Raw genomic sequence first — 22434 nt, 5'->3', positions numbered from 1 at the left:
AAAATAATCATAAAAGTCGAATAATTATAGAACTCCCTATCTATAAGATTATATCTATTTAGCAAATAAGCACCTATCTCATTGATAGATGCTCGTTGATTTCGTTTTTCATCATTGTTTAATAGTCACTTATTGATCTACATTTCCCATACTATTTTTATTTATAATATAGCTAGTTATATCAGCAAGTTCTTCATGTTGATACTTTCTATTTTTTGTAGTTAATTCTTCTAAGAAAAAAGTATAGAGACTTTTCTCATCTGTAAAGATATTAACCCGGTCATTATTTGAATAATTTTTCACAACCGTATGATTTTGAGAAGCACAATTATAATACACAATCGGTTCTACAAAATTATACTTCGGATTCGCTTCTTCTAAAAAGTGTTTCAGTTTTAATGCTGTCTCGATTACTTGGTTAGATGGATTTCCATAGGATATTACTTTTACATTTGCTTGCAAGGGTTCAGGTACACCATCATTTTTAATTACAATCGTATGTTCTTTATGATCATCATACGGGAACATCGAATGAATTAACAAATCTAGCGTTTCATCTTGACCATAAGAAACTCCATGTAAAACTGTACCTGACCATTTCTTCGTTTCTATAATGTACATTCCTGTAGGCAACAAAATGAAATGATCAATTTGTTTCGTCTTTAATTCAAGTCCTTTGTTGTAAGGAACAAAAAGATTACCGAGAATCACCATTTCTTCTTTTTGTACTAGATTTTGTTTGACTAACATATCCTTTACATGTAATAAAATGTTATGAGTTTCTACTTCACCGCTATTAATGGAAAATGCCTTCAAGCTATTTATATAATCATTTTTATCACTTATAATTTTATTAAATCTATTTATTTCTTTATTGAGCTCGATCTCAAAACGTTGATGTTCATTATGCAACATATTCTCGTACTCAGAGGTTTGTGTTTCCATTGTTGCCGATACTTCTTCCGTTATCGCATCAATGTTATATTCATGCTCCCTTTCCATATTCTTTGTACGCTTCAATAAAAATACAATAACGATAGCAAAAATAATTATTATCGACAAGTAAATTATAGTTATCATATTTATCCTCCTATACGGTTATTCTACTACATCGCTGTGACAATATCTTCTAAATATAAAGCAAACTTTTAAACAATTTCTGCAAAAATATAAATCCAACTATTTGTGATTAGAATACATCATACTATTAAATAAACCAACCTTTATCATGAATTTATGACTAAATTGCCAAATGATATGCCTTTAGAATTTATAGAAGTATATTATCCACCTATGAAAAAAAGGATTCTAGCTACCAACTGAATCCCTTTATCGTAACCATAGAATAAAACTAGGAAGATCAATAAATCAACATAAAAAACCCTCATAAACATTGTGTTTACAAGGGTTAACCTAACGTCCCAGGCAGGATTCGAACCTGCGACCCACAGCTTAGAAGGCTGTTGCTCTATCCAGCTGAGCTACTGGGACAAATTTGGAGCGGGTGAAGGGAATCGAACCCTCGTCATCAGCTTGGAAGGCTGAGGTTTTACCATTAAACTACACCCGCAAAGTCTATCTCTACTCAATCATTATGTATGCCGTCTTTTTTAACGGACAAGTAATATTATATGACCGAGTAAACAATTTGTCAACAGTTTTTTTAAAAGTTTTAGTCAGTAACAAAAAAAGTTACTGACTAAACTTTTATAGTATTGTTGAATAAGACATATTTTTAATTTTTTGTCCATCCACTGTATAAAACTGAACAGAAACCGTTTCATTATCTAACCATCCTAATATAGCATACGTCTTCTCCACGCGGTTTCGCGGCATACGAATACTTCCTGGATTGATAAATAATTGTTCTCCAATTTTTTCTGCACCAGCAATATGTGTATGTCCAAAGCAAACAACTTTAGCTTGATGTTCTTCTGCTGCATAAGAAAGTGTGGTAAGTCCAGATTTCACTTGATGGAGATGTCCATGTGTAATAAAGAATCTAGTTCCATCAATATCTTTTATTTCTTCAGTTGGATATCGGGGATCGAAATCACAATTCCCTCCAACTTTATAAAAAGGATGTAACACTTCTGCATCAAAATCTAATTCTGAATCGCCACAGTGAATATACCAATCAACTTCATCATGTTGATCCATTATTTCTGTTAGCTCCTCAGTCAAACCATGACTGTCACTAGTTATTAATACACGAGTCATCGTAACCCCTCCAATTGGTGACTTATAATGTATGTAACCATTTTTCAAGCTGATCAATCGCATTTTTACGATGACTAATTTGATTTTTTTTATCTGGATCTAATTCAGCCATTGTCACATCATATCCTTTAGGAATAAAGATAGGATCGTATCCAAATCCATGATCGCCTTTTTGGTTTCTATGAATGTACCCTTCACAATACCCTGTATTAAAAGTTGTTTCTTCACCGGGTTGCGCTATAGCCAATACACAAATAAATCTAGCATGACGATCTTGATCAGGAACATCCTGCATTTCCTGTAGAACCTTGTCTATATTCGCTTGATCATTAGTGGGTTCACCAGCATATCTTGCGGAAAATAGACCAGGTCGTCCATTTAAAGCATCAATTATTAATCCTGAATCATCAGCAATAACAGCTGTATTAAAACGTTCACTAATTTGTTCTGCTTTTAAAGCTGCATTTTCTTCAAAAGTAGTTCCTGTTTCCTCAATATCTGGAATAGATTCAGGTAAATCCAATAATGATATTGCTTGAATATCAAAGCTAGCAAAGAATTCCTTGAATTCTTTAGCCTTTCCCTTATTTTTAGTAGCAACAATTATTTTTTTCATATGATTACATTACTCCCTACAATTATCTTTCCATATCTATAATTAATTTATCTGCTAAAATTTCTTTTTGTATTTTCACCAGTTGCTGAATACCTTCTTCACCTAATTTTAGCATATTTTGTAATTGGGTAGGAGTAAAGGTCGCTTCTTCTCCTGTACCTTGAATTTCCACAAACTCTCCTGCACCAGTCATCACAATATTCATATCGACTGCTGCTTCCGAATCTTCTTCATAATTTAGGTCTAGAATTTCTGTTCCGTTTATTAACACCCCTACAGAAATAGCTGCTAAATAATCATGAATTGGCATTTTTTTTAATGTTTTTGCTTCAACTAATTTTGAGAATGCAAGTGACATTGCTACAAATGCTCCTGTAATAGAAGCTGTTCTTGTTCCTCCATCCGCTTGAATTACATCACAATCAATCCAAACTGTACGCTCTCCAATTTGATCTAAATCAACAACTGATCGTAATGCTCTACCAATAAGTCGTTGAATTTCCATCGTTCTTCCACTTACTTTTCCTTTTGAAGATTCACGAATATTTCTCTGGGCAGTAGCTCTAGGGAGCATGGCATATTCCGCAGTTATCCATCCTTTACCCTGACCCCGCATAAACGGAGGGACACGATCCTCAATACTTGCGTTACAAATAACTTTTGTATTTCCCATTTCTATCAGTACGGACCCTTCCGGATGCGATATATAATTAGTTGTTATGTTTATATTTCTTAATTGATTTACTTGTCTCTGATCATTTCTCATTTTAATTCTTCCTCCTCAATTGTACACTGAATAGCTTATCATATTTTTTCAAAAAGAAACATTATCCATATGTTCTCATAAGATTGTTATAACTACTATTTATATCTTAACAAATTTAAAAACCTCTATACTACTTAAAATGTAGTAATAGAGGTTATAATTTAAAACATTATTATAATTCTTCACTTGGTGAGAATAATTGTTTTGTTACTGGTTCTGTATATGCTTCTCCATTTTCATTTACAACTTTTTCTACATTCTCCACCTTTACATCAACTGCATCTATATTTGGCTGTTCCGTAAGTGTACGAACCATAGTTTCCATAACCTCATCAGCTATAATTCCTTGCTCACTATCAGCTAATATTTCTTTATTAAATACTACCTCAAGAATACCATTACTTAATGTTGGTTCAGAAGCAAGCCCAGCCTCTGGATTAAATACGTTGACAACTGTTGATTGGTATCCAGGACCATCAATCAATTCTTCTATAATATTAGCAATTGCTTCATCTTCATTAGTTTCAATATACTGCGTTACTGGCACATAATAACGATTATTTTCTTGTTCGACTGGATAATACATTGTCACAGGTTCACTCTGTAGATAATCCAACGTATCATTGTTAATTATATTGATTCCATTTGCTCTTGAATAACCAGAATTAATCGGGGTGCCATTTACTGGCATTTCCTTTAAGTCTTGACCATTTACTCGTAACTTAACTTTATGCACATTTTCAAATTGTGTTAACGTATGCGTAACAGATTCGAGTATTTGTACTTCTTGATTTTCTTCATACTGGGTAAATTCTTCTGATAAGTCTACAATAATTGTTCCATCCTCTTGTAAATTAACTCCAAGTACTTCGGTACCTTCTGGTAGCACCGCTTGAAAGCCATTTGGAAGAAGAGGTGTTACTGGACCGCCTTTTACAAGATGCTCTAATACTTGTGCTGCTACTTCATTTGTATCAGGGACTGGAAGTTCTAGTGTTTGAGAAGCAACCATTCCATTTGCATCTAGGAGATACAAGTCTCTAGATACTGTCTCAGCCGTCTCTTCAGGTGTAGCTGAAACATCTTCCTCATCTACTTTGTCAAGATTATCTACTTCCTGTGCATTTTGAGGTGGATCAATTTCATCAAGTGATTGTTCTCCTTCAAAACACCCAGATAAAATAGTGACAATACTTATTGACCCTGCTAATAGCATTAATCGCTTTTTCATGCAAATACCTCCCACGATGGTTTGTACTACTATATATACGAGCCTATATAGAAAATAGACCAATAATAGAATAAATTTCCTATAAATGATATTAATTAGTGTGAAAGCAGAAATTATATGCGATTACAATGAAGCAAGCTTTTCATCTATTTTCAGGGAAGATTTTGTTCTTCCCCCACTGATTATTAGTTGAATAGAATCAAGCGGGCAGTTTATTCCCTACTTATCTTTCTTCTAATCCCCAGTGTCTAGAGTGAGGAATTACCCGTTATATGCAAGATAAAAATTAAAAAAGTTCCAATCCTCCATAACAGATGATTGGAACTTACGTACGAGATTAATACAACTTACTATTATTTACCAAACTTTGTTTGTTGATATATTTGCTTGTTTAATGGTTAGCATTTGGAAGTGAGACTCTTGAAATACTGTTTTTGCAATTTCGATAAAAATCTCTAAATCACCAGTTGTATAAAATTGATGAAGTGGAACTAGATCACTTCGATTCATAATTTGGTGAACGTCAAGAAGTGTACTAGTTTCTCGTGCAGTTTCTTCACTGGAGGAAATAACAGTGACTTCTTCTCCCATTACCTCTTGTATGGTGGATTTAAGTAATGGATAGTGTGTACAACCTAAAATTAATGTGTCCATTTTTTTGTTGCTTGAGAATGGACGTAGAGCCTCTGTTACAACTGTTTTTGCTTCGGAACCGGATAACACGCCTCGTTCAACCATTGGAACAAATGGAGGACAAGCTAACCCACTTACTTGAATGTTCGATTTAATTTTCGCCAATGCTTGTGAGTAAGCTCCACTACTTATCGTTCCTTCTGTTCCAATTACTCCAACCTGGTTATTTGTTGTAGATTTTATCGCAGCGCGGGCACCTGGTTGTATAACACCGATAACTGGTATATCTAATTGTTCTTTTAAATCCTTTAATGTAAACGCAGTGGCCGTATTACATGCAACAACCAACATTTTTATATTCTTTGTTAATAAGAAATCCACCATTTCCCAAGTGAATTGCTGTACCTCTTCTTTTGATCTCGGGCCATAAGGACATCTAGCTGTATCCCCTAAATAAATTAATTGCTCTTTTGGAAGCTGCCTCATAAGTTCGTGAACAACTGTAAGTCCACCTACGCCCGAATCAATTACCCCAATCGCTTTGTCCACAAAGATGTCTCCTCTTTCGTTTGATTATTTTTCGTTAACTATTTTCATCTCTTTATATAGAAACTCTAACAAGTGATTCAACTGATTTTTTTCCTCTTCAGAGAATTTCGTTAAGACTTCTCCTAAATATGCCTGTCGTTTATCAATTACTTCTTCAATAATATGTTTGCCTTTTTCTAATAAGTGAATGCGAACAACTCGTCGATCATTTGTATCGCGTACTCGCTCAACCAATTCATTCTTTTCCATACGATCCACTAAATCTGTTGTTGTACTAAATGCATGACTAATTCGATTTGAGAGTTCCCCAATTGTTAAATCTCCTTCTTCTAACAACCATTGTAAAGCGATAAATTGTGGAGAAGTGATTGGATAATTGTTTAAAATTTTACGACCATTTTGCTTGATCATTCCAGATATATAACGTAATCTCTTTTCCATTTGATTTACTGAATCACTTAATTCGTTCTTTTTCAACGTTCATCCTCCTACTTACTGTTCATCTATCAATTTCCAATATATTCATCTTATGTAATTGATGGAAGTTGTTTTATGTAAGGCTTGTTACTATAGTAAACCAAAATGAACTTCTTGAAAACTTTTTTGAGTAACTGACTGATTTCCGCACAAATATACGCACTAATTTTTACTATAATCATAAGCTATATTGACTAAATAATTTCCCTTCATCATGCAGCTCTATAGAGCAAGGAGGGGGTAACATTTGAAGGACAACGAGTATAAACCGAAGCAATTATTAACCAAACGCGAGAAAGAAGTGTTTGAACTATTAGTGCAGGATAAAACAACAAAAGAAATTGCACAGGAGTTGTTTATTTCCGAAAAAACTGTCCGGAACCATATTTCAAATGCTATGCAAAAATTGGGAGTCAAGGGACGGTCACAAGCCGTAGTTGAGCTTCTTCGCATGGGGGAATTAAAGCTCTAATAAAACCGACTACCCTTAATAGGGAGTCGGTTTTACTTGTGCCTTAGTAAAGGTTTACCTAAAAGTTTTTCTTTCATATTCTCCGTTAACGGTTTAGACTTACCAAGATTCGCATCTATATAAACTAACCTGCCTCTTGCTGTAAGAACTACATCAAACTCCCCTTTTGTTACCATATAATGCACATCAAAAGAAGAATTACCTACTTCTTTAGTTTTAACATGAACATTCACTTGGTCTCCAAAAAATAATTGTTTTAAATAATTACATTGGAGATCAGCAACAATGATACCTTCCTCTTTATTACTAAAATCATTGAAAAGTCCCAATGAACGTAAATATGCAATTCTTGCTTCTTCAAAATAAATAAACGGAGACACATTATTCATATGTCCATACATATCCGTCTCAGAAAAACGAATATCTACAGTTATGAAGAATTCAAACTCTTCTGCCCAAGAGCTGAAATCATCTATATACTCAATAGATTTCATCGCAGCTTCCTCCACTTTCCCATATTATATGATGAAGACCCTAGCCTGTTCATTGGTTAGGGTCTTTAATCTTCAAATTTTTATAACGCTTGGTCACTTCCAAAGAAGTTTTTGAATGCTTGAATATTTGTCGCTCTGTTCATTGCTGCAATAGAAGTGGTTAAAGGGATACCTTTTGGACATACTTGAACACAGTTTTGTGAATTCCCACATCCATCAATACCTCCGTCTTCCATTAAGCCATTTAATCGGTCACTTGCATTCATTTCACCAGTTGGATGTGCGTTAAACAGACGAGCTTGCGAAATTGCTGCAGGTCCGATAAAGTTTGAGCTATCGTTAACATTTGGACAAGCTTCTAAACATACTCCACATGTCATACATTTTGACAATTCATATGCCCATTGACGTTTATTCTCTGGCATACGAGGACCAGGCCCTAAATCATGTGTACCATCGATTGGTATCCAAGCTTTTACTTGTTTTAATGCATCAAACATACGCTCTCGATCGACAATTAAATCACGTACTACTGGAAACGTAGACATTGGTTCTAAACGAATTGGTTGTTCTAATTGATCAACCAACGCAGCACAAGATTGTCTCGCCGTCCCATTAATCACCATAGAACATGCTCCACAAACTTCCTCTAAGCAATTCATGTCCCACATTACAGGTGTAGTGTTCTCTCCCTTACTATTAACAGGATTTTGTCTGATTTCCATAAGCGCAGAAATAACATTCATATTCTGTCTATATGGAATCTCAAACGTTTCCTCATAAGGAGTCGAATCAGGGCCGTCTTGTCTAGTTATAATAAAAGTAACTTTACTCTGTTCACCCATTTATATTACTCCTCCCCTAGTGTTTTTTAGTATAATCACGCTTACGCGGTTCAATTAAAGAAACATCTACTTCTTCATAGCTAAACTCAGGAGAATTCGATTCTGGATTGAATTTAGCTATGGTGGTTTTCAAAAATTCTTCATCATTACGCTCTGGGAATTCTGGTTTGTAATGAGCTCCACGACTTTCATTTCGATTGTATGCACCAATGGTGATTACACGTGCTAGATGTAGCATATTTTTAAGTTGACGTGTAAACATAACACCTTGGTTACTCCAACGAGATGTGTCATTTATATTAATGTTATCCCAACGCTCTAACAACTCTTTTATTTTTTCATCGGTTTTTAAGAGTTTTTCATTCTCACGAACTACTGTAACATTATCCGTCATCCACTCGCCTAATTCTTTATGAATTTGATAAGCATTCTCCGTACCTTCCATGTTCATGAGTTCATCAAAGCTTTCTTGTTCTGCTTTTTCACGAGATTGGTATAATTCATCAGGTAAATCATCTACATGTTGATCTAAGCCATCAATGTAATCAATTGCTTTTGGACCCGCTACCATACCACCGTAAATTGCTGACAATAGTGAGTTTGCCCCTAAACGGTTCCCACCATGCTGTGAATAATCACACTCCCCAGCCGCAAAAATACCAGGGATGCTTGTCATTTGATTTTCATCTATCCATAATCCGCCCATTGAATAGTGTACTGCAGGGAAGATTTTCATTGGTACTTTACGAGGATCTTCACCAACAAATTTTTCATAGATTTCGATAATCCCACCAAGTTTGATGTCGAGTTCTTTCGCATCTTTATGAGATAGGTCAAGATAAACCATATTTTCCCCATTAATACCTAACTTTTGATTCACACATACATCAAAAATTTCTCGAGTAGCAATATCACGAGGAACAAGGTTTCCATATGCAGGATACTTCTCCTCTAGAAAATACCATGGCTCCCCATCTTTATATGTCCAAATTCGTCCACCTTCACCACGTGCAGACTCACTCATAAGACGCAATTTATCATCACCAGGGATGGCAGTTGGATGAATTTGAATAAACTCTCCATTCGCATATTTTGCACCTTGCTGATATAGTTTACTAGCTGCAGAACCCGTGTTAATCATGGAATTTGTTGATTTACCGAAGATTATCCCAGGACCACCTGTAGCAAATATAGTTGCATCAGATCGGAATGCTTTGATTTCATGTGTTTTAATGTCTTGAGCAACAATCCCTCGACCAATGCCTTCTTCATCAATAACAGCTTCGAGGAATTCCCAGCCTTCATATTTTGTTACTAAACCTTCTACTTCGTAACGACGAACTTGCTCATCTAAAGCATAAAGTAGTTGTTGTCCAGTTGTTGCTCCTGCATATGCTGTACGGTGCATTTGTGTTCCACCGAATCTACGGAAATCTAGTAAACCTTCTGGAGTTCGGTTAAACATAACCCCCATGCGGTCAAACATATGTATAATGCCAGGTGCTGCATCACACATCGCTTTCACCTGTGGTTGATTGGCTAAGAAATCGCCACCATAAACCGTATCATCAAAGTGAAGCCAAGGAGAATCCCCTTCCCCTTTCGTATTAACAGCACCATTTATACCACCTTGCGCACATACAGAGTGAGAGCGTTTTACAGGTACGATAGAAAATAAATCTACTTTTACGCCAGCTTCAGCGGCTTTAATTGTAGCCATTAGTCCTGCCAAGCCACCACCAACCACTGCTACTTTACGATTACTCATATTAATCACTCACTCCTTCTCTTTCAATTAAATTCCATAAGCAAATGTAATTAATGATCTAATTCCAAGATAGCTCACTGCTAAAAATACGCCCAAACACACATAAGTTGAGATACGTTGTGATTTTGGAGTTTGTGTAATTCCCCATGTAACAAGGAAACTCCACAGACCATTTGCAAAATGGAATACTGCAGCAATAACACCAACTACATAGAACCAAAACATGAATGGATTCGTTAAAATACCTTCCATCAGGCTATAATCAAGTTCTGCATTTCCTAAACCTATCTGAACTCTTGTTTCAAATACGTGCCATGCAATAAATACTACAAGTACGATTCCGGTTATACGTTGAAATCTAAACATCCAGTTTCGAAAAAATCCATATCTACGTGTATTCTGTTTTGCGACAAATACAATATAAACCCCTAAAATCGCATGAAACAAAATTGGTAAATAGATTACAAAAATTTCTAACAGTAATACAAACGGTAGGTTCTTCATGAACCCAGCAGCTGTATTGAAACTTTCTTCCCCATACACAGCAAAATGATTAATAAGTAAATGCTGCACTAAGAAGATCCCAATGGGAACAACCCCTAGTAACGAATGCAGTCTTCTGTAGAAAAACTCACGATGCTCTGCCATGTTTACCCCCCTTAGTCAATTGATCACTCAATAATTATGTATACTACTAAACAATAAAGCGCTTTATTGTCAGAAAACGGTGCCTTATCTAAGTAGTACAAAATGTAACATGTTTATTGTACTTCTAACTGTGATTACCGTCAAGAAATCGTCATGAAAATTCTAGTAAAATAAAATATAACTAAAATAACCTCTAAAATTGTCAAGTATACTTGATAAATGTATAAATAATATAGATAATGAGATTAGTTATTTTTATCATGGTAATTTATCATCCCTAAAAAAGAATCAGACAAACGGGATGATTATATCGTGATTGGTCAAATCAATCAGTGGTAAGGCTGATTTTCCCTTTACTAATATAAGTCTCAGTTTATCGATCGTTATATATACGGTTAAAGAAAGGATGAAATGGATGTCAAAAAAGTACCAAACGTTTGATGTACCTCAATTAGATAATTTACATACACCAGGAGCGGGTTATGACATCCTGCGTTATATTGGATTACCAGAATTATTTGGGGAAGAAAAAGATATATTACTATATTTTTTAGGAAAGAATATTGCTAGAAAGTTTAATATAAATACCTTAGAAGACATTATATTATTCTTTGAGAAAAGTGGTTGGGGTACACTAGAACTCATAAAAAGTAAAAGAAAAGAAAGAGTTTTCCAACTGTTATCTGATTCAATAGTGCTTCGACTCAGTTCAGAAATAGATACTGAATTTCGTTTGGAGGCTGGTTTTTTGGCTGAGGCAATTCAACAAATCGAAGGAACAGAATGTGAATGTGTGGAGTCGATAAATAAGCGTATTAAACAAGTTGAATTTGCCGTTCACTTAACAGAAGAGTAAATGGGTCCAACAACATATCTAAAATTTTAAAAAAACCACAAGAAATCGTTAAAATTTCTTGTGGTTTTGACATATATCCAGTACTTATGTTTCATCATCTGGTGAATTTAAATGATTCAATACTAATTCAGCTATATTACTAGGAACTCCAAGTTTTCTCATGTCTTCTATAGATGCTTTTTTAATTTCTTTAACTGATTTAAAATGTGAGAGTAAAAGTTTTTTTCTCTTTTCACCAACACCTGGGATCTTATCCAATTCAGATTGAAATAAATTCTTCCCTCTTAATTGACGATGAAATGTAATTGCGAACCGATGCACTTCATCTTGAATTCGTTGGACAAGATAAAAGGCTTGAGATTGTCTTTCAAGCGGAACCACTATAGGTGGCATACCATATAACAATTCACTTGTTTTATGACGGTCATCTTTGGCTAGTCCAGCTAAAGGTATGTCTAAACCTAATTCATCTTCTAACACTTCAATCGCTGCAGACATTTGACCTTTACCGCCATCAACTATAATTAAATCTGGTAACGGTAAGTTTTCTTTCAATACTCGCGTATATCGTCTTCGAACAACTTCTCGCATCGTATCATAATCATCAGGGCCTTGAACATCGCGAATTTTATACTTACGATATTCTTTTTTGTTTGGCTTGCCATCTTCAAAAACAATCATCGCAGAGACTGGATCTGTCCCTTGGATATTTGAATTATCAAACGCTTCAATTCTATGTGGAGTCTCAATACTTAATTGTTCCCCCAAATCTTCTATTGCTTGAATTGTTCGTTCTTCGTCTTTTTCAATTAGTTGAAATTTCTCATTCAAGGAGATTTCTGCATTCTTACAAGCCAATTGTACTAATTCTTTTTTTCTTCCTCTTAATGGTGTATGCACTTGTGTCTCCAGCACTTCAGCTATTAATTCATTGTCGATACCAACCGGAACTAATACTTGTTTTGGTTTCAAATGATTTTCATGTAAATAAAATCTTCCTATAAAGCTAACTATTGTTTCTTCAGGACTATCAAAAAACGGGAAAACACTTGTATCTCTTTCAATTAATTTCCCCTGTCGTATGAAGAAAACTTGGACACACATCCACCCTTTGTCATAACTGTATCCAAAGATATCTCTATCCATTTGGTCATTTAACGTCATTTTTTGTTGTTCCATAGTAGCATCAATATGTTGTATAGTATCCCTTATTTCTTTTGCACGTTCAAAATTCAACTCTTCACTTGCCTTTTGCATTTCACCCGATAAATTTTTTCTTATATCCTTAAAACCGCCCTGTAAAAAAGAGCTGATCTCTTGTACAATTTCTTGATATTCTTTTATAGAAGGTGGATGTTCTGCACAAGCTTTGCATTGTCCCATATGATAATATAGGCATGGTCTTCCTGATGGATTATTGCATTTTCGCAAAGGATACATTCGATCTAGTAGTTTTTTTGTTTCTCTTGCAGCAATTACATTAGGATATGGTCCAAAGTACTTGCCTTTATCTTTTTTTAATCGCCTAGTAACAATTAAACGAGGATGCCTTTCTGAGGTGATTTTTAAATAAGGGTACGATTTATCGTCCTTTAACATGACATTGTATCTAGGGTCATATTTTTTAATTAGATTCATTTCCAAAATCAATGCTTCAATCTCTGAAGAGGTAACCATATATTCAAAATCGCGAATTTCTTGAACTAATCGCTGTGTTTTCCGATCATTCGCACCCCTAAAATAAGACCGCACTCGATTTCTTAATTTTTTCGATTTCCCAACATAAATAACAGTTCCATTTTTATCTTTCATTAAATAACAACCAGGTTGTTGTGGTAATATAGACAGTTTTCTCTCTATATTTTCATTCATAAGCGTCAAATCCTTTATTCATCGATAAGAAAAATATAAAACATTGCTTGATAGATTTTAATGCTAAGTTAAGATGTAACTCCTTATATAACCTCATTCTCCTAAGTTATACAGTCATACCCCCCCATACATATGGGGTGAGCATGGGCCCTGTCTGTACATTAATCATCGAACTCTACATTTTCTTTAATCAGAAAATCCCTTATCAGCAATAATGACAGACAAGGGATTTTTCTCTATTTCTTATAATTATACAGGTATTCAGTTACAACACCAAGTAATTTTTACTTATGCGTGTTTGTTTATAAGATCTTCTAGAGCTTCTTTCGGCTGGAATCCAATGACTTGATCCACTACATCGCCGTCTTTAAATAATAGTAATGTCGGGATACTCATAACACCAAATTTACCTGCAGTTTCTTGATTTTCATCTACATCTAATTTAACAATTTGTACTTTTTCTTCCATTTCACCATCAAGTTCTTCTAATACTGGTGCTATCATTTTACAAGGTCCACACCACGGTGCCCAAAAGTCAGCCAATACAAGACCTTTTGAAGTTTCTTCTGTGAAGTTTTGGTCAGTTACATGCTTAATAGCCATTATTTGTTACCTCCTTAAAAACATTTTCATCAAGCTTCATCTAAAGCTTATTATGAGTATATCACCCATGACATATACTTCCTAATAGTTTGCTTATTTTATGTAATAAAACTTAATTTCATTTTCCTATATTCTGTAAGTGGAAATGGAATATTGCCATGTATGATTTCCATTATAGACGATTTTTTCTACCGAAATTGTTGTCTTTTTAGATAAATAATATTTAAGACAATAGGGTTTGCTTGATTAATTTATGTCATTCAAACCCTATTGTCTCTGTTTGTTACATTGCTACTTTAACTTTTTTTACTTCTTCAATCAACAATGGAATTACTTCAAATAGATCTCCAACAATACCATAATCCGCTACATTAAAAATATTTGATTCTGGATCTTTGTTTATAGCAACAATCACTTTCGAATTAGACATACCGGCTAAGTGTTGAATCGCTCCAGATATTCCTACTGCAATATATAAATCAGGAGTTACTACTTTACCAGTTTGGCCGATCTGAAGAGCGTAATCACAGTAATCTGCGTCACATGCACCTCGTGAAGCACCAACTGCTCCTCCAAGTATTTCCGCTAATTCATATAACGGTTTAAAGCCATCTGCACTTTTCACACCTCTACCACCTGCTACAATCACATTTGCTTCAGATAAATCTACTCCTTCAGATGCTTTTCTAATAACATCCTTAATCACAGTTCGTAAATCACTAATATCCACATCCACAGAGCTAACTTCACCTGATCTCGATTCATCTTTGTCAAGAGCAGGTATATTATTGGGACGTATCGTTATAAAAGTAATTCCATCAGTGATTACTTTTTTTTCAAATGCCTTTCCAGAGTAAATAGGGCGTACAAATACACCATCATCTTCTATATCTACCACATCTGATACAAGTCCAGTGTTTAATTTACTTGCAATTTTTGGTGTTAAGTCTTTACCAATCGAAGTGTGTCCCATTACTATTCCTGTTGGTGATTCATCATTAACCACTTTCATAACTGCTTGCCCGTAGCCTTCTGATGTATACGTTTTCAAATTATCATGAGAAACTACAATCACACGATCAGCACCATAAGCAATTAATGATTGACCTTGGGTTTCGATATTTCCGCTACCTAAAAGCAATCCTACAACTTCTGCATTAGCGTCAATTTTTTTAGCTGCTGCAATCGCTTCAAATGAAACATTACGTATCTCGTCATCTCTTAATTCACCAATTACTAAAATTTTGTCACTCATTATTTAAGCCCCTTTCTGCAATCAAACACTAAAGTACTTTTTTCTCGTTTTTCAATAAGGATACTAGTTCTTTCACTTGATCAGCAGGTTCTCCTTCTAAAATCTTGCCCGCTTCTTTTTCTGGGGGAAGATATACTTCTACTGTTTTAGTTTTTGCTTCCACATCATCTTCATCCAAATCTAAGTCATCCATTTCAATTTCTTCCAATGGTTTTTTCTTCGCTTTCATTATCCCTGGTAACGAAGGATAACGAGGTTCATTTAATCCTTGTTGACATGTAACTAGCAGAGGTAAACTTGTTTCAACAATCTCAACGTCACCTTCTACATCTTTTTCAATAGAAACTGTCTCACCATCAATTTTCAGGCTAGTTATTGTTGAAACATAAGGAATGTCTAATAGTGCTGCTAAACGTGGCCCCACCTGTCCACTTGCTTCATCAATGGCTACATTTCCAGCAAGAATCAAGTCTACTTCTTTCCCTTCAAAAAATGCTTCTAATATTTTAGCGGTAGTATATTGATCTCCATCTTCAATATCTTCTTCTGTATTTATCAACACAGCTTTATCGGCACCCATTGCTAGTGCAGTACGTAGTTGTTTTTCTGATTCTTCATCACCAACCGTTACTACAGTAACCTCTCCACCATGTTCATCACGTTGTACAATTGCTTCTTCAACTGCATATTCATCATAAGGATTGATAATGTATTCTGCACTATCATCTTCAATTCTACCGCCTGAGACAGTAATTTTTTCTTCTGTGTCAAAAGTTTTCTTTAAAAGTACATATATATTCATCTAGCTTCCTCCTAAACTAAGAATCTACTATTTATCTTGGAAATTTGGTCTACGTTTTTCAATAAATGCTGTAACGCCTTCTTTTGCATCATCAGAACCAAATAATCTGCCAAATGACTTTGCTTCTTCCGTAACACCATTTGCGAATTGATCTTTATTTGCATAAGGTACTAAGTGCATTACTTCATTTATGCCTGGCTTGCTTTTCATTGTAATTTTATTAGCTAGTTCCATCGCTTTTGAAAGCAATTGTTCCTCGGTGACTACATGGTTTGCTAGCCCCCAGTCAGCTGCTTGTTGTCCACTAATAGGTTCACCAGTTAATATCATTTCATATGCTCGGGCATTTCCTATATGTCGTGGTAATCGTTGTGTACCTGCAAAGCCAGGAATAATACCCAAATTCATTTCCGGTAATCCTAACTTTGTATTCTCAGTTACTAACCGAATATGACATGACATTGCAAGTTCAAGCCCCCCACCAAGTGCTGCTCCATGAATAGCAGCAATAACAGGGATAGAAAAATGTTCTACACGATCAAAAACTTTTTGACCAGCGGTAGCAAGGGATTCATATTCAGATGCATGTTGATATCCAGTAAATTCTTTAATATCTGCACCAGCAGAAAAAAATCTACCTTCACCAGATATAACAACTGCCTTCGCTTTCCCCTCTTCTTCTATTTGATTGAGTCGTTCATTAAGCTGTTCCAATAAAGCCCCGGATAATGCATTGGCAGGTGGACTTTGAATAGTCAGACAGGCAACTTGGTCTTTTAATTCAAAAGCAATTTTCGTCAATATTGGCACCTCCTATAGTTAATCCATTCCATATTAAGATTCATATACTAACGCACCAATTATCATAGCGTGTACCTCAGGCACCATACGAATCAAATCATATTTCTGTTCCTTCATTACCCAGTTCGTAACAATTTCATCTAAGGTCCCAAATATCATCTGCCTTACAAGTGGAATATTTAAACCTTCACGAAATTCACCTTGGTCCACGCCTTCTTGGACAATGTGATCGATCATGGTCAAATATGGTTTTAATACTTGATTAATCTGTAGGCGTAAAGATAAATTCGATTGTCTTAATTCTAACTGAGTTACAATCGCTAAATGGTAGTCTGCAGATAATTGGCTGAAATGCATTTCTATTAGTTTCAACAATTTGTCAGGCACATTGCTTTTTCCTTCAATGGCATCTGCTATTTTGTCTACAAATTGCCCCATTTTTTGTTCAAAAACAGATACTAATATATCTTCTTTATTTTTAAAGTAAAGGTAGATCGTTCCATCTGCGACACCTGCCTCACGAGCTATCTTAGATACTTGTGACCCATGATAGCCATTTTCAGCGATAACTTTAACTGCTGCTTCGATTATTTGATGATATTTTGGTTTTTGATTATTCATGATTATCTCCTTAAGATGTGTTTCGTTATACTGAGTGAATGATCATTCATAATTTAAATATACATTCCTCGAATTATTCTGTCAATAGAAAGCTTGTCTATATTTTAAAGAAAAAAGAGCACTAGGCTCATCATTTAAACGGATGAAACTTCTTCTTCTGTTTGTTTTTCTTTCTCTTCATCAATCAATTTTCTTCGTAGTATTTTTCCTACTGCTGTTTTTGGTAATTCATCACGGAATTCATATATACGGGGTACTTTATATGCTGCTAAGTGTTTTCTGGAGTATTCATTTAACGCTTCTTCTGTTAAATTAGCACCATCTTTTAATACAACATAGGCTTTTACTGTTTCCCCTCTATAAGGGTCAGGGACACCTGCAACAACTGCTTCCTGAACAGAAGGATGTTCATAAAGAACTTCTTCCACTTCTCTAGGATAAATATTATATCCACTTGCAATAATCATGTCTTTTTTTCGATCGACTACATAAAAATAGCCTTTTTCATCCATATAACCCATATCACCGGTCAATAGCCAGCCATCTTTTAGTACTTTCGCTGTTTCTTCTTCGTTTTTCCAATATCCCTTCATAATTTGCGGTCCTTTTACTGCTATTTCTCCGACCTCTCCAATGTCAGCTGGTTCTAATTCACCATCCATTTTAAAAATGGTTGCATCTGTATCTGGCCAAGGTACGCCAATGCTTCCATTAATCCTCTCTTCCCAAATAAAATTTGAGTGAGTTACGGGGGATGATTCAGTTAAACCATATCCTTCAACTAATTTTCCACCTGTCACTTCTTCAAACTTTTCTTGTACTTCAATTGGAAGTGGTGCTGATCCACTAATACAAGCCTCTATAGAAGATAAATCATATTTTTCTAAATCTGGATGGTTAAGTATACCAATATAAATCGTTGGAGCTCCTGGAAACAGATTAGGTTTCTGTTTATCAATTGCTTTTAATATATCTGTAGCATTGAATTTAGGCATTAGAATAATTTTTGAACCTTTTTTTATTGAAAAGTTCATTACCGTAGTCATTCCATATACATGAAAAAACGGTAATACACCGAGTACAACATTTTGTTTTTCAGAATCTGAATTCACTATTTTATACAACCACGTTTCACACATCTGTACATTCGAAGTAAGATTATAATGTGTCAACATAACTCCCTTTGGATAACCAGTAGTCCCGCCAGTATATTGTAATAATGCTATATCCTCTTCTGGATCAATAGTTGATTCTAAATAATCAGCAACTGAATGTTCCATTATTTTTTGCCAAACATGCGTGTCATTGCTTGCTTCTACTTTCACTACCATATTATATTCTTTCTTTTGGATGAATGGATAAATCAGGTTTTTTGGAAATGGGAGGTAGTCCTTAATACCTGTAACAATTACATGATCTAATGAAGTATGACTTCGTACCTGATTTACTCTCGGTAATAAAATGTCTAAACAAATAATTACCGTTGCCTCTGAATCATTCACTTGATACGTCAGTTCTCTTTCGGTGTATAAAGGGTTTGTTTGTACCACTACTGCTCCGGCCATTAAAATTCCATAGTAGCTGACTACCGCTTGTGGAGTATTTGGAAGCATAATGGCTACTTTATCTCCTTTTCTTACACCTATGGATTGAAGATAGTTTGCCATTTTTTTTGCTTCATCATACAATGATTGATAACTTATGTCTCTCCCCATAAAATGAAGCGCTTTCTTTTGTCCGTACATTTTTGCGCTTTCTGCCAAATCATCATAAAGCGGCCTTTTGACATAATCGATGGTTACTGGTATTTCCTTAGGATAACGACTATGCCAAACCTTCTCTTGTTTGACCATATTAATTCCTCCTTTAGTTAATACTATAACCATTATACCGATTAATTTCTATTTTTTGAATTTTTATTTATATTTTTTTATAAAATCAGGTAAAAAATACCTACTACTAGAAACACAATTGAAACAGCGATCAAAATTTTTGCCAATCTCTCTAATACCATCTGTTTGTCCTCCTATCCAACAATACTGGCTCCAATTACATAAGCTAATCCTACAGATATGACCATTGATATTAATCCTACAGCTTTATTCCCTTTACCTATTTCTTCATCCACCTTCATTGCAGGAGTTAAAAATTCAAATATCAAATAGCCAATCATTAATAAAACAAAGCCGTAAATTCCCCAACCAATTGATATCAGCAGACTATCGTTATGTTCAATGGAGAATCGAAAAACAGTTGCTATACCAAATAATTTTCCTCCGGTTGCCATCGCAACAGCCACATTACCTTTTTTTATTTCTTGCCAATTTTTGTATGATGTTACTAATTCAAATATCGCTAAAAACAGTAAAGTACATAAAATAAACACACTATACCTTGCTGTTGTAACAACAATGATATGCTCCCAGAAGTTTTCCAATTTGGTTCTTCCTTCCTAATAATAAGATTGAGACAAAACGATAACTTTCAGCGGTTTTTTAGATAACTAACAGTAAAAAGATCGTTTTGTCCCTTCTCAATAAATTAACTTAATTGAATTACAGTTACTCCACTACCACCTTCACCTGATTCACCAGATCTTGCATCTTTTATCCGTGGATGTCTTTTTACAAATTCTTGAACCCCTTTTCGTAAGGCTCCGGTTCCTTTTCCGTGTATGATGGAGGCTTTTGGATAACCTGCTAATAATACATCATCCACATACTTTTCCAAGCGGAGTATTGCATCTTCATATCTTTCTCCACGTAAATCCAATTCTGTACTGACATGATAATTAGAGCCTTTTATTGTCGCTACAGGATCAACTTGTTTCTTCTTTGGTTTTCGTATCAATTCAAGGTCTTTTCGTTTCACTTTAACTTTCATAATGCCGACTTGAACTAAATACTCCTTGTCACTAACTCTTTCTAACACTTCACCCATTTGATTGACAGTTAATAATTTAATTTCATCACCAGGCTGAAGTTGTCTATCTTCAATTAGTTTTGGATTCACTTGTTTTTGATTACCATTCTTCGTTAAGTTTGGTTTAGCTTCTTCAAGCATTTTTTTTGCTTCTATCCACTCGTGCTCTTTCAGACCTGCAGAGTCTTTCATCTGGCGCATCTCGGAAACTATAGTTTCTGCTTCTTCTCTTGCCTGCTGAATCGCTTTCTCTGCTTTTTCTTCTGCTTTCTTATATAATTTTTCTTTTTTCTTTTCAAAAAGATTAAATTCATGTTCCAAGGCATTTCGAAGTTTTTCTGATTCTAATAATACATCATGTGCTTGTTCATAGTCTTGTTCTGCCTCTAGATGCGACTTTTCTAGAGAAGCGATCATGTTCTCCACACTCTTCGAATCCACACCTATTAAGCTTTTTGCCCTTTCAATAATTGTTGCCTCTAGGCCAAGCCTAGTCGAAATATCGAATGCATTACTTCGTCCTGGTACACCAATTAATAATCGATAAGTAGGTTTTAAAGTCTCTACATTAAACTCGACAGATGCGTTCACTACTTGTTCACGGTTGTAACCATATGCTTTTAATTCAGGATAGTGTGTTGTAGCAATCACACGTGCTTGCTTAGAAATTACTTCATCTAATATAGCCATTGCCAATGCAGCACCTTCTTGCGGGTCTGTACCGGAACCTAATTCATCAAATAAAACAAGTGATCGGGCGGTAATTTTTTTCATAATATCGACTATATTGGTCATATGGGAAGAAAAAGTACTTAAGTTCTGTTCTATTGATTGCTCATCACCAATATCAGCAAACACCTCATCAAACACTGGCATTTCACACCCATCTAGTGCTGGAACTTGTAATCCTGATTGAGCCATCAATGTACAAAGTCCAACTAGTTTAAGTGTTACGGTTTTCCCTCCTGTATTAGGTCCAGTAATAACAATTGACGTATACTCTCTACCAAATTCAACATCGTTTGCTACAACTTCATCTATAGGAATCATTGGATGCCTAGCCTGTTGCATCTTCATATACCCTTCATCATTCATTTTAGGACGTGATGCTTTCATTACTTGTGCTAATTTTCCGCGAGCATAGATAAAATCAATATTTGTTAGTACTTTAACATTTTCTAATAAATCCTGTTCATAAGAGGCAATCTGATTACTCAAGTCTTTTAAAATTCGTTCAATTTCTAATTGCTCTTTCGACTTTGATTCATGAAGACTATTGTTGATGTCAACAACTGCCTTTGGTTCCATAAATAATGTTTGACCTGAAGAGGATTGATCATGTACAATTCCTCCAATAGCTCCACGATACTCTTGCTTAACTGGTAATACGTAACGATCGTTTCTTATTGTTATAATTGCATCTGAGAGCATTTTACTATTACTTCTCGTATAATTTTCTAGCTTTTCTCGAATCCGACTCTCTAACGTACGAATAGAACTTCGAATCGTTCTTAGTTGACTAGATGCCCCATCCATAATATGACCATGGTCATCGATACAACTTTTTATTGCCTGTTCTAGTTCACGTATGGGGGTAATTTGACTCACTAATTCTGTCAAAATAGGAATTTCTAGATCTTCCATATTTTCTATAGCATTTTTTACATTTCTACTTCCATATAAAGTATTGGCAACATCTAAACATTCATCTGTAGAAAGAATACCACCTATAGAACTACGTTTTACACTAGCTCTTATATCCGTTATTCCTCCTAATGGAATTGCTTGATTTAACCTAATGATCTTTGCAGCTTCATCTGTTTCATCTTGTAATTTATTAATCTTATCTAAGGAAGAAAGAGGTTTTGTGCTTATAGCTCTTTCCTTACCTAAAGCCGTTTCTGCTTGTCCTTTTAACATTTCTGTAACTGATTGGAAATCTAGTACACGTAAAACTCGTTCATTCATTTTATAAAAACCCCT

Annotated in this window: 22 protein-coding genes and 2 tRNA genes; 2 read left to right on the top strand and 22 right to left on the bottom strand. The window is 34.9% G+C overall.

Annotated elements, in window-relative coordinates; genetic code table 11:
- Nucleotides 1–129: 129 nt before the first annotated feature.
- From AQ616_RS04755 to AQ616_RS04715, 9 genes are all read right to left on the bottom strand, one after another.
- Nucleotides 130–1080, bottom strand: coding sequence for a nuclease-related domain-containing protein (locus tag AQ616_RS04755; protein ID WP_069685187.1), 951 nt, complete (start codon nt 1078–1080; stop codon nt 130–132).
- Nucleotides 1081–1417: 337 nt separating this feature from the next.
- Nucleotides 1418–1491, bottom strand: a tRNA-Arg gene (locus tag AQ616_RS04750).
- A gap of 5 nt (nt 1492–1496) precedes the next feature.
- Nucleotides 1497–1570: transfer RNA gene (locus AQ616_RS04745), tRNA-Gly, on the bottom strand.
- 137 nt (nt 1571–1707) lie between these two features.
- Nucleotides 1708–2220, bottom strand: coding sequence for a metallophosphoesterase (locus AQ616_RS04740; RefSeq protein WP_069685186.1), 513 nt, complete (start codon nt 2218–2220; stop codon nt 1708–1710).
- Nucleotides 2221–2242: 22 nt separating this feature from the next.
- Complete coding sequence (locus tag AQ616_RS04735; protein WP_017797219.1) at nt 2243–2836, bottom strand: XTP/dITP diphosphatase; 594 nt, start codon at nt 2834–2836, stop codon at nt 2243–2245.
- Between the two features lie 22 nt (nt 2837–2858).
- Nucleotides 2859–3602 carry a ribonuclease PH gene (gene rph, locus AQ616_RS04730; protein WP_017797220.1) on the bottom strand — a complete coding sequence of 248 codons (744 nt, stop codon included), beginning with the start codon at nt 3600–3602 and terminating at the stop codon, nt 2859–2861.
- Between the two features lie 172 nt (nt 3603–3774).
- A complete protein-coding gene (locus tag AQ616_RS04725) occupies nt 3775–4833 on the bottom strand; it encodes a GerMN domain-containing protein (RefSeq protein WP_069685185.1) in 1059 nt (352 codons plus the stop codon).
- Between the two features lie 357 nt (nt 4834–5190).
- Nucleotides 5191–6015 carry a glutamate racemase gene (gene racE / locus AQ616_RS04720; RefSeq protein ID WP_069685184.1) on the bottom strand — a complete coding sequence of 275 codons (825 nt, stop codon included), beginning with the start codon at nt 6013–6015 and terminating at the stop codon, nt 5191–5193.
- A 24-nt stretch (nt 6016–6039) separates the two neighbouring features.
- A complete protein-coding gene (locus AQ616_RS04715; RefSeq protein ID WP_017797223.1) occupies nt 6040–6492 on the bottom strand; it encodes a MarR family winged helix-turn-helix transcriptional regulator in 453 nt (150 codons plus the stop codon).
- Between the two features lie 247 nt (nt 6493–6739).
- On the opposite strand from AQ616_RS04715, the gene AQ616_RS04710 reads away from it, so the two are divergent.
- Nucleotides 6740–6964, top strand: coding sequence for a helix-turn-helix domain-containing protein (locus AQ616_RS04710; protein ID WP_010651078.1), 225 nt, complete (start codon nt 6740–6742; stop codon nt 6962–6964).
- 32 nt (nt 6965–6996) lie between these two features.
- On the opposite strand, the gene AQ616_RS04705 is transcribed toward AQ616_RS04710, so the two are convergent.
- From AQ616_RS04705 to AQ616_RS04690, 4 genes are all read right to left on the bottom strand, one after another.
- Nucleotides 6997–7458, bottom strand: a complete 462-nt coding sequence (locus tag AQ616_RS04705; protein ID WP_017797224.1) for an acyl-CoA thioesterase — start codon at nt 7456–7458, stop codon at nt 6997–6999.
- Between the two features lie 80 nt (nt 7459–7538).
- The gene (sdhB, locus tag AQ616_RS04700; RefSeq protein ID WP_017797225.1) at nt 7539–8303 is read right to left on the bottom strand and encodes a succinate dehydrogenase iron-sulfur subunit; all 765 of its coding nucleotides are present in this window, start codon (nt 8301–8303) and stop codon (nt 7539–7541) included.
- 16 nt (nt 8304–8319) lie between these two features.
- Entirely contained in the window at nt 8320–10071 is a 1752-nt protein-coding gene (gene sdhA / locus AQ616_RS04695) for a succinate dehydrogenase flavoprotein subunit (protein ID WP_017797226.1), read from the bottom strand.
- Nucleotides 10072–10098: 27 nt separating this feature from the next.
- Nucleotides 10099–10719 carry a succinate dehydrogenase cytochrome b558 subunit gene (locus AQ616_RS04690; RefSeq protein ID WP_017797227.1) on the bottom strand — a complete coding sequence of 207 codons (621 nt, stop codon included), beginning with the start codon at nt 10717–10719 and terminating at the stop codon, nt 10099–10101.
- A gap of 415 nt (nt 10720–11134) precedes the next feature.
- Here AQ616_RS04690 and AQ616_RS04685 point away from each other — a divergent pair, with 415 nt between their 5' ends.
- On the top strand, nt 11135–11575 hold the full coding sequence (locus tag AQ616_RS04685; protein WP_017797228.1) for a YslB family protein: 441 nt from the start codon (nt 11135–11137) through the stop codon (nt 11573–11575).
- Between the two features lie 84 nt (nt 11576–11659).
- On the opposite strand, the gene uvrC is transcribed toward AQ616_RS04685, so the two are convergent.
- The 9 genes from uvrC to AQ616_RS04640 form a co-directional block, all read right to left on the bottom strand.
- Nucleotides 11660–13447 carry an excinuclease ABC subunit UvrC gene (gene uvrC / locus AQ616_RS04680; RefSeq protein WP_069685183.1) on the bottom strand — a complete coding sequence of 596 codons (1788 nt, stop codon included), beginning with the start codon at nt 13445–13447 and terminating at the stop codon, nt 11660–11662.
- 288 nt (nt 13448–13735) lie between these two features.
- Entirely contained in the window at nt 13736–14050 is a 315-nt protein-coding gene (gene trxA / locus AQ616_RS04675; RefSeq protein WP_017797230.1) for a thioredoxin, read from the bottom strand.
- 283 nt (nt 14051–14333) lie between these two features.
- Nucleotides 14334–15305, bottom strand: coding sequence for an electron transfer flavoprotein subunit alpha/FixB family protein (locus AQ616_RS04670; protein WP_017797231.1), 972 nt, complete (start codon nt 15303–15305; stop codon nt 14334–14336).
- A 28-nt stretch (nt 15306–15333) separates the two neighbouring features.
- Nucleotides 15334–16107 (bottom strand): electron transfer flavoprotein subunit beta/FixA family protein, encoded by a 774-nt coding sequence (locus tag AQ616_RS04665; protein ID WP_017797232.1) that lies wholly within the window; start codon nt 16105–16107, stop codon nt 15334–15336.
- Between the two features lie 27 nt (nt 16108–16134).
- Nucleotides 16135–16908: an enoyl-CoA hydratase gene (locus AQ616_RS04660; RefSeq protein ID WP_017797233.1), complete on the bottom strand. Its 774-nt coding sequence runs from the start codon at nt 16906–16908 to the stop codon at nt 16135–16137.
- A 33-nt stretch (nt 16909–16941) separates the two neighbouring features.
- The gene (locus AQ616_RS04655) at nt 16942–17529 is read right to left on the bottom strand and encodes a TetR/AcrR family transcriptional regulator (RefSeq protein WP_017797234.1); all 588 of its coding nucleotides are present in this window, start codon (nt 17527–17529) and stop codon (nt 16942–16944) included.
- A 134-nt stretch (nt 17530–17663) separates the two neighbouring features.
- Entirely contained in the window at nt 17664–19382 is a 1719-nt protein-coding gene (locus tag AQ616_RS04650) for a long-chain-fatty-acid--CoA ligase (RefSeq protein ID WP_017797235.1), read from the bottom strand.
- A gap of 173 nt (nt 19383–19555) precedes the next feature.
- Nucleotides 19556–19966, bottom strand: coding sequence for a DUF350 domain-containing protein (locus AQ616_RS04645; RefSeq protein ID WP_017797236.1), 411 nt, complete (start codon nt 19964–19966; stop codon nt 19556–19558).
- A 104-nt stretch (nt 19967–20070) separates the two neighbouring features.
- Nucleotides 20071–22419, bottom strand: coding sequence for an endonuclease MutS2 (locus AQ616_RS04640; protein WP_069685182.1), 2349 nt, complete (start codon nt 22417–22419; stop codon nt 20071–20073).
- Between the last annotated feature and the right edge of the window lie 15 nt (nt 22420–22434).

It is taken from the genome of Oceanobacillus sp. E9 (genome assembly GCF_001741975.1).
GTDB lineage: Bacteria > Bacillota > Bacilli > Bacillales > Amphibacillaceae > Oceanobacillus > Oceanobacillus kimchii.
This window is presented reverse-complemented; position numbering and strand designations above follow the sequence as displayed.

What these genes read in the sequence shown, in the direction of transcription:
- AQ616_RS04755 (WP_069685187.1), bottom strand. Translation starts at nt 1,080, where the DNA reads ATGATAACTATAATTTACTTGTCGATAATAATTATTTTTGCTATCGTT.
- AQ616_RS04740 (WP_069685186.1), bottom strand. Translation starts at nt 2,220, where the DNA reads ATGACTCGTGTATTAATAACTAGTGACAGTCATGGTTTGACTGAGGAG.
- AQ616_RS04735 (WP_017797219.1), bottom strand. Translation starts at nt 2,836, where the DNA reads ATGAAAAAAATAATTGTTGCTACTAAAAATAAGGGAAAGGCTAAAGAA.
- rph (WP_017797220.1), bottom strand. Translation starts at nt 3,602, where the DNA reads ATGAGAAATGATCAGAGACAAGTAAATCAATTAAGAAATATAAACATA.
- AQ616_RS04725 (WP_069685185.1), bottom strand. Translation starts at nt 4,833, where the DNA reads ATGAAAAAGCGATTAATGCTATTAGCAGGGTCAATAAGTATTGTCACT.
- AQ616_RS04705 (WP_017797224.1), bottom strand. Translation starts at nt 7,458, where the DNA reads ATGAAATCTATTGAGTATATAGATGATTTCAGCTCTTGGGCAGAAGAG.
- sdhB (WP_017797225.1), bottom strand. Translation starts at nt 8,303, where the DNA reads ATGGGTGAACAGAGTAAAGTTACTTTTATTATAACTAGACAAGACGGC.
- sdhA (WP_017797226.1), bottom strand. Translation starts at nt 10,071, where the DNA reads ATGAGTAATCGTAAAGTAGCAGTGGTTGGTGGTGGCTTGGCAGGACTA.
- AQ616_RS04690 (WP_017797227.1), bottom strand. Translation starts at nt 10,719, where the DNA reads ATGGCAGAGCATCGTGAGTTTTTCTACAGAAGACTGCATTCGTTACTA.
- AQ616_RS04685 (WP_017797228.1), top strand. Translation starts at nt 11,135, where the DNA reads ATGTCAAAAAAGTACCAAACGTTTGATGTACCTCAATTAGATAATTTA.
- uvrC (WP_069685183.1), bottom strand. Translation starts at nt 13,447, where the DNA reads ATGAATGAAAATATAGAGAGAAAACTGTCTATATTACCACAACAACCT.
- trxA (WP_017797230.1), bottom strand. Translation starts at nt 14,050, where the DNA reads ATGGCTATTAAGCATGTAACTGACCAAAACTTCACAGAAGAAACTTCA.
- AQ616_RS04670 (WP_017797231.1), bottom strand. Translation starts at nt 15,305, where the DNA reads ATGAGTGACAAAATTTTAGTAATTGGTGAATTAAGAGATGACGAGATA.
- AQ616_RS04665 (WP_017797232.1), bottom strand. Translation starts at nt 16,107, where the DNA reads ATGAATATATATGTACTTTTAAAGAAAACTTTTGACACAGAAGAAAAA.
- AQ616_RS04655 (WP_017797234.1), bottom strand. Translation starts at nt 17,529, where the DNA reads ATGAATAATCAAAAACCAAAATATCATCAAATAATCGAAGCAGCAGTT.
- AQ616_RS04650 (WP_017797235.1), bottom strand. Translation starts at nt 19,382, where the DNA reads ATGGTCAAACAAGAGAAGGTTTGGCATAGTCGTTATCCTAAGGAAATA.
- AQ616_RS04640 (WP_069685182.1), bottom strand. Translation starts at nt 22,419, where the DNA reads ATGAATGAACGAGTTTTACGTGTACTAGATTTCCAATCAGTTACAGAA.